This window comes from Paracoccus sp. MC1862 (assembly GCF_016617715.1).
Taxonomy (GTDB): Bacteria; Pseudomonadota; Alphaproteobacteria; order Rhodobacterales; family Rhodobacteraceae; genus Paracoccus.
Genome location: NZ_CP067225.1, coordinates 2,296,194 through 2,311,247, shown reverse-complemented (window position 1 = coordinate 2,311,247; position 15,054 = coordinate 2,296,194). Strand labels below are relative to the sequence as shown.

The following is a 15,054-nucleotide window of genomic DNA, read 5'->3' as shown; positions in this document are numbered from 1 at the left end:
TTATAGTGGCCGGACCCGGAAAGCGCCGGAACAGGCCGCCCGACGAACAGACTCCAACAACGGTTGATGCGATGACAAGACTGACCGCCCTTGCCCTGACCACCGCCATGCTGGCTGGCTGCGTGGCCGTCCCGCCGCCCGCGCCGGTCGTCATCGACCCGGCCCCGGTGGCCGTCCCGACCGTCACCGGCGTCGCCGGTCTGCAATCGCGCGAACCCGACGGCTGCAAGGCGGGAACCTACCGCAGCGCCATCGGTCAGCCCGGCGCGGCGATCCCGACGCTCGGCATCACGCGGGAATATCGCATCGTTGAATACCGCGGGATCGAGCCGCAGGAGTATGATCCGCTGCGGCTGGTGTTCCGCCTGGACTCCGCCGGCAACATCCAGGCCGTCGATTGCGGCTGACCGAAAAGGAAACGACGATGCGCGCGCTTGCCCTTCTTCCCCTGCTGGCGCTGGCCGCCTGCGTCCAGCCGATCCTCGTTCCGGTCGAGGAACCCGACACCGACCAGTGCAACGCCTCGGCGCTGCAAGGCCTGATCGGCCAGCCCGCCACCGTGCTGCGCGACATGATGCTGAAGGCCGGCACCCGGGTCATCAACCCCGGCGACGCGGTCACGATGGATTTCCGCCCCGACCGCATGAACATCGAGATCGGCGCCTCGGGCCGGATCGAGAAGGTCGCCTGCTACTGAGGCGACCCTGACCGGCAGGCAAGGCGCGGGCGGTCCCGGACGGGGCCGCCCGTTTCCATGCGAGGGCTTTGCGGGCCGACGCGGCGGCGACCCGCATTTTGCCCGTTGATCGCATTCCGGCGCGGTGTCACGCTGGGGGCATGACGGTCCATCCCCTGCCTCCGCCCGGCCCCGCGCCCGATGTCGTTTCCTTCGACCGGCAGGAACTGGGGGTGATCCTGTCGCTTTACGGCCGGATGGTCGCGGCCGGGGAATGGCGCGACTACGGCCTGTCCTTTCTGCGCGAGATGGCGGTGTTCTCCGTCTTCCGCCGCGCGGCCGAGAACCCGCTTTACCGCATCGAGAAGCGGCCGAAGCTGAGGAATGCGCAGGGGATGTATTCGGTCGTGGCCATGGACGGCCAGATCCTGCGCCGCGGCCATGACCTGGCCACCGTTCTGCGCGTCCTGGAACGCAAGCTGATCCGTCCGGTCTGACCCGCGCAAGGGAACCGCGTCCCCTTGCCGCGGTTTGGGGCAGGAAGGCGGCCAGCCCGCTCAACCGGATGGAGATCAAGCGATGAGATGGACCCATGTGCAGGCGAACTGGTCTGCCTTCTACGAGGCCATTCTTGAGAAATGGGAGGATGCCGAGGAATCGATGCTGGACGAGATCGACGGCGACCAGCGCGCCTTTGTCCGCTACATCGCCGAGATCACCCAGCAGGAGCCCGAGGAAGCCCGCGACGAGATCAAGCAATGGCTTGCCGGGGAAATCCCTTCGGACATCGTGATGGACCCGCTGCACGACAATCACTCGATCGCGTTGTCGGGTAAGTATGTGGGCGAGGGCGAGGACGAATACTCGGACGATGCCCGCTTCGGGGATGACGACGATTATCCCGACGACGGCGACAACGAAAGCCGCTGAGGCTCAGTCGTCCGCCCGTTCCGACCACCACAGGTCCGGCAGGAACCCCGGCCAGTCGCCGTATTCGGTGGGCCGCGCCGGATAGCGCAGCCACGAGGCATGGGCGATGCGGCTGACCGGCGAATAGCTGACCGGGATCACATAGCGGCCCGTGGTCAGCAGCCGGTCGAGCGCGCGGATGGCGGCGACATGCCTGGCCTCGGTTTCCGCGTTCACCGCCTCGGCGATCATCGCATCCACCGCGGGTGACCTGACCCCCATCCAGTTGCGCGAACCCTGCTGGTCGGCGCTGGCCGATCCCCAGTAAAGCGCCTGCTCGTTGCCCGGCGACAGCGACAGCCCGCGTTCATACCAGCTCATGTCGAAGGCGAAGCGGTTGGTGCGTTCCACATACTGGGCGCTGTCCAGCACCGTAACGCGCGGTTCGATCCCCAGCGGCCGCAGGGCCTCGGTGTAGATGTCGACGATCTGCTGGACCTCGGACCCGGCGCGCATGGCGCTGCCCGACTGGTTCAGCACGATTTCAGGCGCGAAGACCAGCCCCTCGGCGTTCCTCAGAACCCCGTCGCGCACGGTCCAGCCCGCCTCGGCCAGCAGCCGCATCGCCTCGCGCAGCGACGCGCGGTCCAGCATCCGGTCGGAACCGGGCGGCAGGGCATAGCCCTGGAAGGTGCCGGGCGGCACCTCGGCCGCAAAGGGGGCCAGCAGCGCAGCCTCGCGCCCCTCGGGCGGGCCGGGGCGCATGGCAAGGTCGGAATTGGCGAAATAGCTGGTGATCCGGGGATCGGTGCCGCCGGTCAGGGTCTGGTTGATGAAGCGGTAGTTGAAGGCCAGGATCATCGCCTCGCGCACCCGCCAGTCGGAAAACAGGGGCGAGCGGGTGTTCATCGCCAGCCCCATGATGCCGGATGGCCTGCGGTGCGGGATCTCGGACTTGACGACCCGGCCGCTGGTCATGGCCGGGAAGTTGTATTCCGTCGCCCATTTGACCGGGCTGAATTCGCGCCAGACATCGACCGCCCCGGCCTTGAAAGCCTGAAACATGGCGCTGCTGTCGGCGAAATAATCGTAGCGGATGGTGTCGAAGTTGTGCATCCCCCGCGTCAGGGGCAGGTCGCGCCCCCAGTAGTCGGGGTTGCGGCGGAAGCTGATGGACCGGCCCGGATCGACCCGGTCCACGACGTAAGGCCCCGACCCCACCGGCACCTCCAGCGACGAGGCGGCGAAATCCCGGCCGTCCCACTGGGCCTTCTTCAGAACCGGGCGCAGTCCCATCAGCAGCGGAAGCTCTCGGTCCTGTTCCGAGAACTCGATCCTGAGCGAGCGTTCCCCCGTCCGGCTGATCGAGGCGACCTTGGCCCAAGCCCCGGCATAGCGCGGATGCCCCTCGGTCCCCAAGGTCTGGAAGGACCAGATCACATCCTCGACCGTGACCGGCGAGCCGTCGGAAAACCGGGCCTCGGGACGCAACGTAAAGGCGACCCAAGAGCGGTCCTGATTCGTTTCAACGGTCTCGCACAAAAGACAATACAGCGTGAAAGGCTCGTCCAGGGACCGCAGCATCAGCGGTTCCGCGACATGCACGCCGACCGCCCAGGCCGGGTTGCCTTTCAGAACCCAGGGCTTGAGAGAATCGAAATTTCCGGGTTCGGCGAAACGAATCATTCCGCCTTTCGGGGCGGCGGCGTTGGCGTAGGGCATCTGCCGCAGGTCCGGCGGCTGCGCCGGTTCTCCAAACATTGCAAGGGCATGGGAGGGTTCGGCAGCACTTGCCAGCGGCATCGCTGCAACAGTCGCCAGCCCCAGCAAGATGCCGCGCATTCGGCGCCCGGTCGCGAAATCTTTAACAAACTTGAGGATTCGCATGGTCGCCTGTCCCGCTCTGCACGGCTTGGTTGCCGGTTCTCAGCCGGACACTACCTCTGCCTTAACCTCCCGGCAAACGAAGGCCTTGGCCTCGCGAGGTCTTGGGCGTATATCGAACTCACTGCTCGATAGGTTTCTTGCCTGTATGAAACCTGCCTCAGACTTGGCGCCCGCTTCGTGCGGGCGCCTTTTTTGTCTGGATGCAGTCTTTGCGCAAGTGAAAAACAACCTTGGGATGTTTGCGCTCAGCGGTGCCGGCGGCGTCGTCCGGTCGGCCCGTCCAGCAGCCGCAGCGTGCCTTCCAGCACCGCGCCATAGACCAGATGCGCGACCAGGCCCCGCGCATGGGCCTGTCATGGATATTCCGCGGGCCGCGCGCCAAGGCCGCTGGCAGTGTTCATCCCCTCGTCATGGAGGGCGAACATCCCCAGCCCGAACAGCGTCCCGCCCCCCGCGGTCAGCGAAGGGGCGCGGTTCCGCAGGGCCGCATAGGCCAGCGCTGGCACCATGCCGATGGCAAGATGAACGGCGACCCCGGCGGGATGCTGGTTGTCCCGGCCCTGCGGCTTGATGTCGGTGCCCAGCGCGCGGGCCGCCTTGCGGGCGATCAGGTGGCCGGGGTCCAGCCCCTCGGGGCGGACGCTGCGGGTCCGCTGGCGGGTCTCGGGGCTGAGGTTGTTCCACATGAACCAGTCCAGCCGGTCCAGCGCCACCGTGGCCGCGACCGCCGCCACCGTCCCCTTCAGCAGCGCGCGGCCGAGGTCGTCGTCGTTCCTGTTGCCGTGATGCGCCATGATCGTCGTCCTCCATCGGATCGGCCGGGAATCGAACGGACGGCGAACGCCCCGGTTCCGGCAGGCGGCGCGAGACGTTCCGGCAGGGGGCTGGCGGATGCGCTTTCCTGCGCTAAGGTCGCGGCGCAACGCGAATGAAGGGTGCAGGACATGGCGGACAGGATTCTGGCGGGCAAGGCGGCGGTCGTCACCGGATCGAACAGCGGCATCGGGCTGGGCGTGGCCGAGGCGCTGGCGGCGGCGGGCGCCGACGTGGTCATCAACAGCTTCACCGACACCCCCGAGGATCACGCGCTGGCAAAGCGGCTTTCGGCCGAGCATGGCGTGACCGTCCGCTACATCCAGGCCGACATGAGCAAGGCCGAGGACTGCCGCCGGCTGGTGGAAAGCGCGGGCCGCTGCGACATCCTGGTGAACAACGCGGGCATCCAGCACGTCGCCCCGATCCCCGAGTTCCCGGCGGAAAAATGGGACGCGATCATCGCCATCAACCTGTCCAGCGCCTTCCACACCACCGCCGCGGCGCTGCCGATGATGCGGGCTGCGGGCTGGGGGCGGGTGGTCAACATCGCCTCGGCCCATGGCCTGACAGCCTCGCCCTTCAAGTCGGCCTATGTGGCGGCCAAGCACGGGGTCGTCGGGCTGACCAAGGTGACGGCGCTGGAAACCGCGACCGATCCGATCACCTGCAACGCCATCTGCCCCGGCTACGTGCTGACGCCCATCATCGAGGCGCAGATCCCCGACCAGATGAAGACCCACAACATGGGCCGCGAGGAGGTCATCGCCAAGGTGATGCTCGCCCGCCAGCCCTCGGGCGAGTTCGCCACGGTCGAGCAGATCGGCGGCACCACGGTGTTCCTGTGTTCCGAGACGGCGACGCAGGTCACCGGCACGACGATCTCCGTGGACGGGGGCTGGACGGCGCTCTAGGCGCCGTCCCCTGCCACCTCGGCCAGCAGGAAGCGGCGGAAGGCGCGGATCGCGGGGCGGTTGCGCCGCGCGGGCGGGTGGACCAGCCAATAGGCCTTGCCGTCCGTCGCGGTCAGCGCAAAGGGCTGCACCAGCGCCCCGGCGGCAAGTTCAAAGCGGAAGAAGCGCGGCGTCAGCATCGCCACGCCATTGCCCGCCATCGCCAGCCGCGCCTCGTGGATCTGGGTGCCCAGCGTCAGCGAGGGGCGGGGCGGGTCGTCGCAGGACAGCCGCACCCCGGCCGCCGCCAGCCAGATGCCCCATGAGGGATCGTCGCGGGCGATCCAGGGCAGGGGCACGATCTGCTCGGGGCCAGTCAGCGGCCCGTGCCGCGCGATCAGGGCGGGCGACAGCATCGGCGTGAAATCGACGGTGAACAGCCTCTGCGCCGCCAGCCCCGGCCAGTTCCCGTCGCCGAAGCGGATCGCCACGTCGATATCCTCGCGGGCGAAATCGACAAGGTGGTCCGAGGCTTCCATCCGCACGGACAGATGCGGGTTCTCGGACTGGAAGTGCCCCAGCCGCTGCGAAAGCCAGTTCCCGGCCAGAGTCTGCAGGGTGGAAATCGACAGCGAATCCGCCTCGGCCTGCGGCGCATAGGCCGCGCGCAGCAGGTCGAAGGCTTCGCGCGTCGGTCCCGCAAGGCGCGCGCCCAGCGCGGTCAGCTCGATCCCCTTCGGCTTGCGCAGGAACAGCGGCCCGCCCAGCCGCTCTTCCAGCAGCCGGACCTGGTAGCTGACTCCCGCCTGCGTCATCCCCAGGTCGCGGGCGGCGGCGGTGAAGGACAGGTGCCGCGCGACCGATTCGAAAACGCGCAGCGCCGCCAGCGGAGGCAGGTTTTCCATCAGCCGGGCTTATGCCCCCATGCCGAGCCATGATTGGCGCAATAACGGCAGAGTGGGCATCTTCGGATCAGGCATCAAGCCTGATGTGAAGGATCAGCGACATGGCAACGGTTATGGAATGCGGCGTGGCGCCGGCCACGCGGGGATGGCGGCTGCGCGGCTTCTGGGCCGCGCGGCGGACGCGGGCGCGGCACCGGGCGGAAATCGCCCGGCTGCAGACGATGCCCGACTATCTGCGCAAGGATATCGGGCTGGACGGCGGGCTGCCGCCGACGGGATACGAGAACGGCGGGCGGACATTCGTCAGCCACGGGCTGATCGACCGCACGCTGAGCGACTGGCATTGGTAGCCCCGCGCCAGCACCCGCGGGGCTGCGCCCCAAGGCCCTGCGGGCCGGTCGACACGGGCTTGCGCATGGGACGCATGGTCCTAGACTGAAGCCCGGGACCGCGTCCCCGCCGATGCGCCCGACCGGGGAGGAAGAACCATGACAACAGCCAGCCAGAACGCCGAGCCCGACCGCGGGACCGGCACCGCACCCGCCCCCGCGCGGCCCCGCCTGTCCGCCGACCGCGTCAAGGACATCCTGATCGTCGATGACCACCCGCTGATGTGCGACGCGCTGGCCCTGACGCTGAAGATCAGCTTCGGCCGCAAGACCGTGCGGACGGCGCGCAGCCTTGCCGCCGCCGTGGAACAAATCCGCACCCACGGGGCGCCCGACGCGGTGATCCTGGACCTCAACCTGCCCGATGCGCGGGGAGCGGAAGGCATCGTCACCCTGCGCCGGCAGTTGCCGGACGTGCCGATCACCATGATCTCGGCCGATCTGGAAAACGCCATGATCTCGGCCGCCATCGCCGCGGGGGCGCAGGGCTATATTTCCAAGTCGCTGGGCCGCGAGGCGCTGGTGGACAGCCTGCGCCGCATGTGGGAGGGCGAGCGCGTCACGCCCGAGGGCTACGAGCCCGAGGATGGCGGGACCGAGGAGGACGCGCGGGCCGAGCTTGCCCGCCGCTTCGCCACGCTGACGCCGCAGCAGATGAAGATCCTGCGGCTGATCTGCCAAGGCAAGGCCAACAAGGAAATCAGCTACGAGCTGTCGATCGCCGAGGCGACGGTCAAGACCCACATCACCGCGATCATGTCCAAGATCAACGCCCGCCGCCGCACACAGGCCGTGCTGCTGGCCAACAGCGCCCGCCTGTTCGAGCCGGGCTGAGCGCGATGACAGTCGCCGGCCTTGCGCCCGTCACGGTCAGCGTCCAGGCCGACGATCCGGGCGGCGCCGCAGCCTTGGCGCGCGGGCTCTCCGGCTGCGACCCGGCACTGGTGCTGATGTTCGGCTCGCCCAAGGCGGCGCTGGGCGGGATCGCGGGCGAACTGACCGGGATGCTGCCGGGCACCCGCATCGCCGGCTGTTCCTCGGCGGGCGAGATCGGCGCGCAGGGCTACCAGCGTGGCACCGTGGTCGCCATCGGCTTTCCCCGCCCCGCCTTCCGGGTGGGCGCGCTGGCGCTGGCCGACCAGTCGTCGATCCCGGTCTCGGCCTGGCTGTCGCAACTGCGCCAGTTGCGCGACGGCTTCGCGCCCGACCCTGCCCGCGCGCAGTTCGGCATCCTTCTGGCCGACGGCACCGCCTGCAACGAGGACGTGCTGGTCTCGACCCTCGACGCTGCCTTCCCCGGCCTGCCGGTGGTGGGCGGCTCGGCCGGCGATGGGCCGGATTTCCAGGATAGCTGCCAGATCCTCGACGGCGAGGTGGTCCCCGGCGCCGCCGTCTTCGTGCTGGTCGAAACGGTGCTGTCGGTGTCCGAGGTCAGCTTTGCCCATTTCGCCCCGACCCCCCGGCGCGCTGTCGTCACCCATGCCGATCCCTGCAAGCGCGAGATCCTCGAACTGAACGCCGAACCCGCCGCCCAGGAATACGCCCGCCTTGCGGGCCTCGACCCCGACCACCTGAAACGCGCCGATTTCGCCCGCCACCCGCTGCTGCTGAAGACGGGCCGCCGTTATCACGTCCGCGCCATCAGCGAGGTCGGCGAGACGGGCAGTCTGCGCCTGATGTCGGCGGTGGAACCGGGAACCGTTCTGACGCTGGGGCAGGCGGGCGACGTGACCGCGGGCTTTGCCGACGCGCTGGACGCCCTGCCGCGCCCGCCGCTGATCGTGCTGGGCTTTGACTGCATCCTGCGAAGGCTGGCGGTGGAACAGGCCGGCATGACCGAGGCGATGGCCGACCTGTTTCACCGCTACCGCGTCTGCGGCTTCAACACCTATGGCGAGCAGATGAGCGGGATGCATGTCAACCAGACCTTTGTCGGCCTGGCGCTGATGGAGCCTGACCCGCCGCAATGCTGAGAAACAGTGACGATCCCGTCCGGCGCGCCGAAAAGCTGGAACGCATCGCCGAGGTGCTGATCGAGCGCGTGGACCGGCTTGAGGAAACGCGCGGTTCCGCCTGGTCGATGTTCCAGGCCGCCGTGGCCCTGGAACGCGAGGCGCTGGCCCGCACCCGCGATCTTGAACAGGCGCTTGCGGACCTGTCGGAAAAGAACCGCGACCTCGCCGTGGCCCGCGCGGCGGCCGAGGAGGCCAACCGGTCCAAGACCCGCTTCCTGCGCGCGGCCAGCCACGACCTGCTGCAGCCACTGGCTGCCGCCCGGCTGTTCCTGTCGGCGCTGACCGACACGAACCTCGACCCTCTGCAGCAGGAGCTTGCGGGCCGCCTTGCCGGGGCCTTCGAGTCGGTCGAGGAACTGATGCACGCCGTTCTCGACATCAGCCGGCTGGACAGCCAGCGGATCGAGTTCCACCGCAAGCCCGTCGAACTCGACACCCTGTTCCGCCGCCTCGCCGTCGAATACGCGCCGATGGCCGAGGCCGCGGGGCTGCGGCTCAGCTTCGTGCCGACCTCGGCGGTGGTGGACAGCGACCCGACATTCCTGCGCCGCATCGCCCAGAACCTTGTGTCGAACGCGATCAAGTATACCGAAAGCGGTGGCGTGGTCGTGGGCGTCCGCCGCCGCGCCGGGCTGATCTGGCTTGAGGTGCACGACAGCGGCACCGGCATCAGCGAATCCGACCGCGCCCGCATCTTCGACGAGTTCCAGCGCGCCGTGCGCGACGGCGGGCCGCAGGGCATGGGCCTGGGCCTGTCGATCGTGCGCCGGGCCTGCGTCAAGCTGGGCCACCCGCTGGAGGTGGAGAGCCAGCCCGGCCGCGGCACCGTCTTCCGCGTCGGCCTGCCGCCGGTCCAGCCCAAGGGCGAGTGTCAGGGATGCCCGGATGCCGCCCCCCACGCCCTGCGCGCCCGCGTGGCGCTGATCGTGGAAAACGACGCGGCCATGCGGCGGGGGTATGAGCTGATGCTGGCCGGACGCTTCGGCATGGTCGTGCGCGCGACCGGCGGCACCGCCGAGGCGCTGGCGGCGATGGGGCAGGACGATCCGCCCGACGTGATCCTGGCCGACTACAACCTCGACAACGGCGATACCGGCATGGCCGCGATCCGGGCGCTGCGCGCCGCCGCCGGCCAGCGGGTGCCCGCGGTGATGGTGACGGCCCAGCGCGACCCGCAGATCGCCCGCGACTGCGCCGCGCTGGACGTGCCGCTGGTCGAAAAGCCGGTCCGCCCCGAGGAACTGGGCGCGATCCTGCTGCGGGTGCTCTCACGCTGACGGATGCGCGGGCAGGCAGGGGCTTGGCAAGTGCCGGGCGCCGCTTCATCGTGACCCGCAACGGAGGAGACCCGATGCGATACCTGAAAAGCCTGCGCGCAGGACTGGCCGCCGCGCTGCTGGCCTGCGGCCTCGCCGCGCCGCTTGCCGCCAGCGAGGCGGGCGACCTGATCTTTGCCGAACGTGGCCCCTGGGCCTTGGGCGCGCGGACCCTGACCTGGGCCGAGACGCAGGAAGGCCCGGCGCTGCCCGGCTTCCGCCAGATCCGCGACGGCCGGCTGGTGCTGTCCGAAGCCAGCGATACCTCGGATGGCAAGCCGGTGCTGCAGCTTGAACAGTCGGCGGGCGAGACCAGCCGCAGGATCGGCCCCTTTCCGGTCTCGGGCGGCGATCCGGTGGTGATCCTCTTTCTTGAAAACACCGTCCGCGACATGGCGACCCTGACCGGCGGCAATCCCCATTACATCCGCAACCGCATCAAGGACGCGGTGTTCCGGGGCGGCTCGGTCCAGCGGGAAGGCGGCGTCACCACCGTGGTGGCGCGGCCCTTCGACGGCGACCCCAACGCCGAACGCATGGGCGGCTTCGCCGCGCTGGAACTGCGCTTCGTCATGGGCGAGGACGCCACTGCCCCCATCCGTGAGATGGTGGCCGAGACGGGCCAGCCTGTCGCCGTGGAAACCCCGCGCGAGATGGCGGGGCAGGTGATCGCCCCCGCCCCCTACCGCCATGCGCTGGTGATGCAATGAGGGCCGCTTTCGCCCTGTCGGGGCTGCTCGCCGCCGGCGCTGCGGCCGCGCAAGAGGTGAACGACTACCCGACCGCCAGCCGCGTCGAATACGCGGTCGCCTGCATGGCGGCCAATGGCGAGACACCGGATGCGCTGCAGCGCTGTTCCTGCGCCATCGACGCCATCGCCGACGTGCTGCCCTTTGACGATTATGCCGCCGCCGAGACGGTGCTGCGGATGCGCCAGACCACCGGCGAGCGGTCCGGCATGTTCCGGGGCGGCGGGATGATGGAGATGATGGTCGCCGACCTGCGCCGCGCCGAGGCCGAGGCCGAGATCCTCTGCTTCTAACGCGCACTTGACCTTGGAGGCGGACAAGGGTTCGTTCGGCCAGCACATCGAAAGGGGTTGACCATGGATCTGGGCATCAGGGGCAAGAAGGGGCTGGTCTGCGCGGCTTCGAAGGGCCTGGGGCGCGGCTGCGCCGAGGCGCTGGCGGCCGAGGGCGTGGACCTCGTGATCAACGCGCGCGGGGCCGAGGCGCTGGAACAGGCCGCCCGCGAGATCGCGGAAGCTCACGGCGTCACCGTCATTCCCGTCGCCGCCGACATCACCACCGCCGAAGGCCGCGCACAGGTGCTGGAGGCGCTGGGCGGGCAGGCCGACATTCTCGTGACCAACGCCGGCGGCCCACCCCCCGGCATCTGGACGGACTGGAGCCGCGAGGACTTCATCCGCGCCATCGACGGCAACATGCTGTCGGCCATCGCGCTGATGCAGGCACTAGTGCCCGGCATGATGGACCGCAACTGGGGCCGGGTCGTCAACATCACCTCGGCCGCTGTCCGCGCGCCCATCCCGCAGCTTGGCCTGTCGAACACGGCCCGGAACGGCCTGACCGGCTTCGTTGCCGGCATGTCGCGGCAAGTCGCCGAAAAGGGCGTCTGCGTGAACAACCTGCTGCCCGGCATTCACGACACCGACCGTGCGACCTCGCTGGACCAGGGCGTGTCCAATGCCCAGGGGATCACCCCCGACGAGGCTCGCCGCCAGCGCGAAGCCACGATCCCGACCCGGACCTATGGCCGGGCCGAGGATTTCGGCGCCGCCTGCGCCTTTCTCTGCGCGCAGCAGGCGCGGTTCATCGTGGGGCAGAACCTTGTCCTCGACGGCGGCGCGCTGAACGTCACCGTCTGACGCGCGCGAACAGGGCCGCGTCCTGGCGGCGCGGCCCTAGTGTTTCTTCTTCGTAGAAATATCCCGGGATCGTCGTATACGACGATGGGGCAGCGCCCCGGTCCGACAGTGCCGTCAGGCGCCGACCAGCACCGTCCACCAGATCTTGTTGGTCGGTTCCTGGAACCAGCCCATGCCCAGTTCGCGCGCCGCCGGGTCCATCAGGATGTCGCGGGTGTCGCGGGACTGCATCCAGGCGTTCAGGGTGCCGATCTCGTTCTCGTAGGTTTCCGAGATGTCCTCGCCCAGCAGCCGCCCGGCATACCCTTGCCGCCGCGCCCGGTCCAGGGGTGACGACCCGTCCGAGCCGAAGTGCCAGGCCCGGTTCTGCGCCGACATGTCGCGCGAATGCGCCATCGCCGCCGCGCCCAGTTGCGGGCTCAGCACCAGCGCCTGCAACCCCTGCTGGGTCCGCAGCATGTTGATCTGGGTCAGCGCCCGCGTCGGGATCTCGGCGGCGTCGCGGGCCGAGATCCGGTAGGCCACCGGGATCGGCTGCCCGTCCGGGCCAACGGTGGCCTGCGGTTGGATGGCGCAGGCCGACAGCGTCATCACGGCAAGGGCGGCGGCAAGGGTCAGCTTGGTCATGTCAGGTCCGTTCAAGGGTTTGCGCCCGATTATCGGGCCGCATGGGGTCCTTCAAACCCAAGAATGCGTGTGGGGCGACAATCGCGCCGCAAGCGTTGCATCCCTGCCGTAAAAGGCCAGCCGTAAAGGACCTGCCGTGGCGGGGATCAGGCGGGCGCGCCTTCGTCCTCGACCGACAGGATCGCGGGGACGGCGGGGCAGGGCAGCAGCCCGTTCATCGCCACGTCGCCCAGCGTCGTGTTGTGCAGGAAGACATAGACATGGGCCGACAGCCCTTCCCACAGCCGGTTGGTCAGCGACTGCGCCCGCGTCCCGCTTTGCCCCCCCGAGGCGCCGGCGCCGACATGCAGCGCGCTGACCGTCTCGTCCACCGCGCCCAGGATGTCCGCCACCCGAATCGTTTCGGGCGTGCGGGCCAGCCGGTAGCCGCCCCCCGGGCCGCGCACGCTTTCGACCAGCCCGGCCCGGCGCAGGCGCACGAAAAGCTGTTCCAGGTAGGGCAGCGAGATGTTCTGCCGCTTCGAGATCGCCGCCAGCGTCGTCAGCCGCCCCGGACTGGTCGCCAGGTCGACCAGCGCGACCATCGCATAGCGGCCCTTTGTGGAAAGCTTCATCTGCCCCTCGTGTGATCACGGGCGGGACCGATTGACGCCGTCTCGCGCCCTGCGCTAAGCCCGCCCTGCCGTTTCTTGCGAAATCCGGTCGCGCGTCCCAGATTTCCGTCTAAGGTCTGCCATCCGCTGCGTCAAGGAACCCGCCCGGGCCACACCGCCGCAGGGCGCAGCCGAACAGGAGTGTCATGCCCGAGCTTATCTTCCCCGGACCCGAAGGCCGCCTGGAAGGCCGCTACCACCCGCAGCCCAAGCCCGACGCGCCGCTGGCGATCGTGCTGCACCCGCATCCGCAATACGGGGGCACGATGAACAACCGGGTGGTCTACAACCTGCATTACGCCTTTCACCGGATGGGCTTCACCGTGCTGCGCTTCAATTTCCGGGGCGTCGGCCGCAGCCAGGGCGAGTTCGACCAGGGCATCGGAGAGTTGTCGGACGCGGCATCCGCGCTGGACCACCTGCAGGCGATGAACCCCAATTCCAAGCACTGCTGGGTCGCGGGCTTCAGCTTCGGTGCCTGGATCGGGATGCAGCTTCTGATGCGCCGCCCCGAGATCACGGGCTTCGTCAGCGTCTCGCCGCCCGCGAACATGTATGACTTCAGCTTCCTCGCGCCCTGCCCGTCCTCGGGCCTCATCATCAACGGCACCGCCGACCGGGTGGCGCCCCCCAAGGACACCAACGCCCTTGTGGGCAAGCTGCGCGAGCAGAAGGGCATCACCGTCACCCACGAGGAAATCGAGGGCGCCGACCACTTCTTCCGCGACGACGAGGCCCACATGAAGCCGATGATCGACACCGTGCAGGCCTATGTCCGCCGCAGGCTGACGGAAACCACCCGCTGAAGGACGCAGGCCCCCCGCACCGTGCGGGGGGCCTGCGCCGGATCAGCCGGCCAGCGCGACGCGGTTCTTGCCGTGGCGCTCGGCCAGCTTGCGGGCCAGCCGGCCGGGCACCAGTTGGCGGGCGGGAGGAAAGCTGCCCTCATCCTCGCGCAGTCCGGGGAAGATCGCGTGGATTTCCGCGGCCGCCTCCGCGCCCAGCGCGGCGATCGCCATCGGGCCGGGGTAAAGCGATTCCGTCTCGGCACCGTTCGAGACCAGCACCTCGTGACGGTCGAACATCAGGTGCAGGTAGGTGACGCCGCCCGCGCCGGCCTCCGCCTCGATGCCCGGCAGCGACAGAAGCTGCTTGGCCGCGACCAGCACCTCGGGCGCGCCGAACATCCGCATCGCGATGGACGAGCGCACCAGGACCCGGTGCTGCGGCGAGACGACAAGATCCTGCAGGGGCAGGCCCCCGCCCAGCGCCCCCGCCCCGATGCGGATGGGGCGCAGCTGCGGCCGGGCGGCAAGCTCGGCTTCGGACAGCATCCGCCGCCCGGCCCAGCGGACGGGCTGCAGGCCGTTGTCGCGGGTGCTGACAAGATCGCCGACGGCGATGCTTTCGACGGGACGTTCGGTGTCGCCGGTGCGGATCATGGTGCCCACGGTGAAGCAGGGAACGATGGGAAGATCGAAGATCTCGGCGGTGAAGGAGGTCCGCGACGAGGGATAGGTGCTGGCCGGAAGCGGCTTTGCCTTGAGGATCGTGACCCCGCGCAGCCCGTCGATTCCGTCCCAGTCCTTCAGCGTGTTGACCGAAGGGCGGAAGAACATGTCGCCATTGGCCATCTGGATCAGCACGCCGGACTGCCGGACCGTGGTCTCATCGGGCAGGGTCAGTTCATAGTCGACCTCGAAGAAGCCCGTGATCCGGCTTGAGACCCTGGTTCCGTCCTCGGGCGAGGCATAGGTCATCGCCGAGGCCGCCTGGCTGCCGTAGGTGGTCGCAAAGCCCCAGTCCGGCTTCCACCAGGTGCCGACGTTGTATTCCTTGCCGCTGACCGCGACCGCCTTGATCTCGGAAGGGCCGAAAGCCTCGTGGCCGACCAGCTTGTCGGCTTCCTTCTGCGTCGCCGTCGAATTGGGGGTGGTGTTGAATTGCGGCTTGTTGCCGAACCAGAGCAAATTGACCGTCGCCATGAAAACATCCTGACCTGAAAACTGGTAATGGATGTCGTGCTACATTCCCTTTCAATTTCGGCGAACCTGTGCTTCCAGACAGTTTTACGAGAATTATT

Annotated in this window: 19 protein-coding genes; 13 read left to right on the top strand and 6 right to left on the bottom strand. The window is 68.8% G+C overall.

The features are described 5' to 3' along the window. The first annotated feature begins 71 nt into the window (after positions 1 to 71). From JGR78_RS11430 to JGR78_RS11415, 4 genes are all read left to right on the top strand, one after another. A complete protein-coding gene (locus JGR78_RS11430) occupies positions 72 to 407 on the top strand; it encodes a hypothetical protein (protein WP_234450728.1) in 336 nt (111 codons plus the stop codon). A gap of 17 nt (positions 408 to 424) precedes the next feature. Then, positions 425 to 697, top strand: a complete 273-nt coding sequence (locus tag JGR78_RS11425; RefSeq protein WP_182792116.1) for an I78 family peptidase inhibitor — start codon at positions 425 to 427, stop codon at positions 695 to 697. A 140-nt stretch (positions 698 to 837) separates the two neighbouring features. After that, positions 838 to 1,173, top strand: a complete 336-nt coding sequence (locus JGR78_RS11420; RefSeq protein WP_182792117.1) for a DUF2794 domain-containing protein — start codon at positions 838 to 840, stop codon at positions 1,171 to 1,173. A gap of 82 nt (positions 1,174 to 1,255) precedes the next feature. Beyond that, positions 1,256 to 1,606, top strand: a complete 351-nt coding sequence (locus JGR78_RS11415) for a hypothetical protein (RefSeq protein ID WP_182792118.1) — start codon at positions 1,256 to 1,258, stop codon at positions 1,604 to 1,606. Positions 1,607 to 1,609: 3 nt separating this feature from the next. Here JGR78_RS11415 and JGR78_RS11410 read toward each other — a convergent pair whose 3' ends face one another. Next, a complete protein-coding gene (locus JGR78_RS11410; RefSeq protein WP_182792119.1) occupies positions 1,610 to 3,472 on the bottom strand; it encodes an extracellular solute-binding protein in 1,863 nt (620 codons plus the stop codon). A gap of 353 nt (positions 3,473 to 3,825) precedes the next feature. After that, a complete protein-coding gene (locus JGR78_RS11405) occupies positions 3,826 to 4,266 on the bottom strand; it encodes a DUF1440 domain-containing protein (RefSeq protein ID WP_182792120.1) in 441 nt (146 codons plus the stop codon). Between the two features lie 150 nt (positions 4,267 to 4,416). Here JGR78_RS11405 and JGR78_RS11400 point away from each other — a divergent pair, with 150 nt between their 5' ends. Further along, entirely contained in the window at positions 4,417 to 5,199 is a 783-nt protein-coding gene (locus JGR78_RS11400) for a 3-hydroxybutyrate dehydrogenase (RefSeq protein WP_182792121.1), read from the top strand. Here JGR78_RS11400 and JGR78_RS11395 read toward each other — a convergent pair. Further along, positions 5,196 to 6,083 (bottom strand): LysR substrate-binding domain-containing protein, encoded by an 888-nt coding sequence (locus tag JGR78_RS11395; RefSeq protein ID WP_182803753.1) that lies wholly within the window; start codon positions 6,081 to 6,083, stop codon positions 5,196 to 5,198. The genes JGR78_RS11400 and JGR78_RS11395 overlap by 4 nt on opposite strands. 101 nt (positions 6,084 to 6,184) lie before the next feature. Between JGR78_RS11395 and JGR78_RS11390 the strand changes: the two genes are divergently transcribed. The 7 genes from JGR78_RS11390 (at position 6,185) to JGR78_RS11360 (ending at position 11,691) form a co-directional block, all read left to right on the top strand. Further along, positions 6,185 to 6,433 (top strand): hypothetical protein, encoded by a 249-nt coding sequence (locus JGR78_RS11390; protein WP_182803751.1) that lies wholly within the window; start codon positions 6,185 to 6,187, stop codon positions 6,431 to 6,433. 138 nt (positions 6,434 to 6,571) lie between these two features. After that, on the top strand, positions 6,572 to 7,306 hold the full coding sequence (locus JGR78_RS11385; RefSeq protein ID WP_182803749.1) for a response regulator transcription factor: 735 nt from the start codon (positions 6,572 to 6,574) through the stop codon (positions 7,304 to 7,306). A gap of 5 nt (positions 7,307 to 7,311) precedes the next feature. Then, positions 7,312 to 8,445 (top strand): FIST N-terminal domain-containing protein, encoded by a 1,134-nt coding sequence (locus JGR78_RS11380; RefSeq protein ID WP_182792125.1) that lies wholly within the window; start codon positions 7,312 to 7,314, stop codon positions 8,443 to 8,445. Beyond that, positions 8,439 to 9,764 (top strand): hybrid sensor histidine kinase/response regulator, encoded by a 1,326-nt coding sequence (locus JGR78_RS11375; protein ID WP_182792126.1) that lies wholly within the window; start codon positions 8,439 to 8,441, stop codon positions 9,762 to 9,764. The genes JGR78_RS11380 and JGR78_RS11375 overlap by 7 nt, the downstream gene beginning before the upstream one ends. A 74-nt stretch (positions 9,765 to 9,838) precedes the next feature. After that, positions 9,839 to 10,513: a hypothetical protein gene (locus tag JGR78_RS11370; RefSeq protein WP_182792127.1), complete on the top strand. Its 675-nt coding sequence runs from the start codon at positions 9,839 to 9,841 to the stop codon at positions 10,511 to 10,513. Further along, positions 10,510 to 10,845 carry a hypothetical protein gene (locus JGR78_RS11365; protein ID WP_182792128.1) on the top strand — a complete coding sequence of 112 codons (336 nt, stop codon included), beginning with the start codon at positions 10,510 to 10,512 and terminating at the stop codon, positions 10,843 to 10,845. The genes JGR78_RS11370 and JGR78_RS11365 overlap by 4 nt, the downstream gene beginning before the upstream one ends. A 63-nt stretch (positions 10,846 to 10,908) precedes the next feature. Beyond that, complete coding sequence (locus JGR78_RS11360) at positions 10,909 to 11,691, top strand: SDR family oxidoreductase (protein ID WP_182792129.1); 783 nt, start codon at positions 10,909 to 10,911, stop codon at positions 11,689 to 11,691. 114 nt (positions 11,692 to 11,805) lie between these two features. On the opposite strand, the gene JGR78_RS11355 is transcribed toward JGR78_RS11360, so the two are convergent. Both JGR78_RS11355 and JGR78_RS11350 read right to left on the bottom strand, forming a co-directional pair. Next, positions 11,806 to 12,318, bottom strand: a complete 513-nt coding sequence (locus JGR78_RS11355) for a CAP domain-containing protein (RefSeq protein ID WP_182792130.1) — start codon at positions 12,316 to 12,318, stop codon at positions 11,806 to 11,808. A 146-nt stretch (positions 12,319 to 12,464) separates the two neighbouring features. Then, entirely contained in the window at positions 12,465 to 12,932 is a 468-nt protein-coding gene (locus JGR78_RS11350) for an Rrf2 family transcriptional regulator (protein ID WP_182792131.1), read from the bottom strand. 185 nt (positions 12,933 to 13,117) lie between these two features. Between JGR78_RS11350 and JGR78_RS11345 the strand changes: the two genes are divergently transcribed. After that, positions 13,118 to 13,777: an alpha/beta hydrolase gene (locus JGR78_RS11345; RefSeq protein ID WP_182792132.1), complete on the top strand. Its 660-nt coding sequence runs from the start codon at positions 13,118 to 13,120 to the stop codon at positions 13,775 to 13,777. 42 nt (positions 13,778 to 13,819) lie between these two features. Here JGR78_RS11345 and JGR78_RS11340 read toward each other — a convergent pair whose 3' ends face one another. Further along, entirely contained in the window at positions 13,820 to 14,956 is a 1,137-nt protein-coding gene (locus JGR78_RS11340; RefSeq protein ID WP_182792133.1) for a Hint domain-containing protein, read from the bottom strand. Positions 14,957 to 15,054 lie beyond the last annotated feature (98 nt).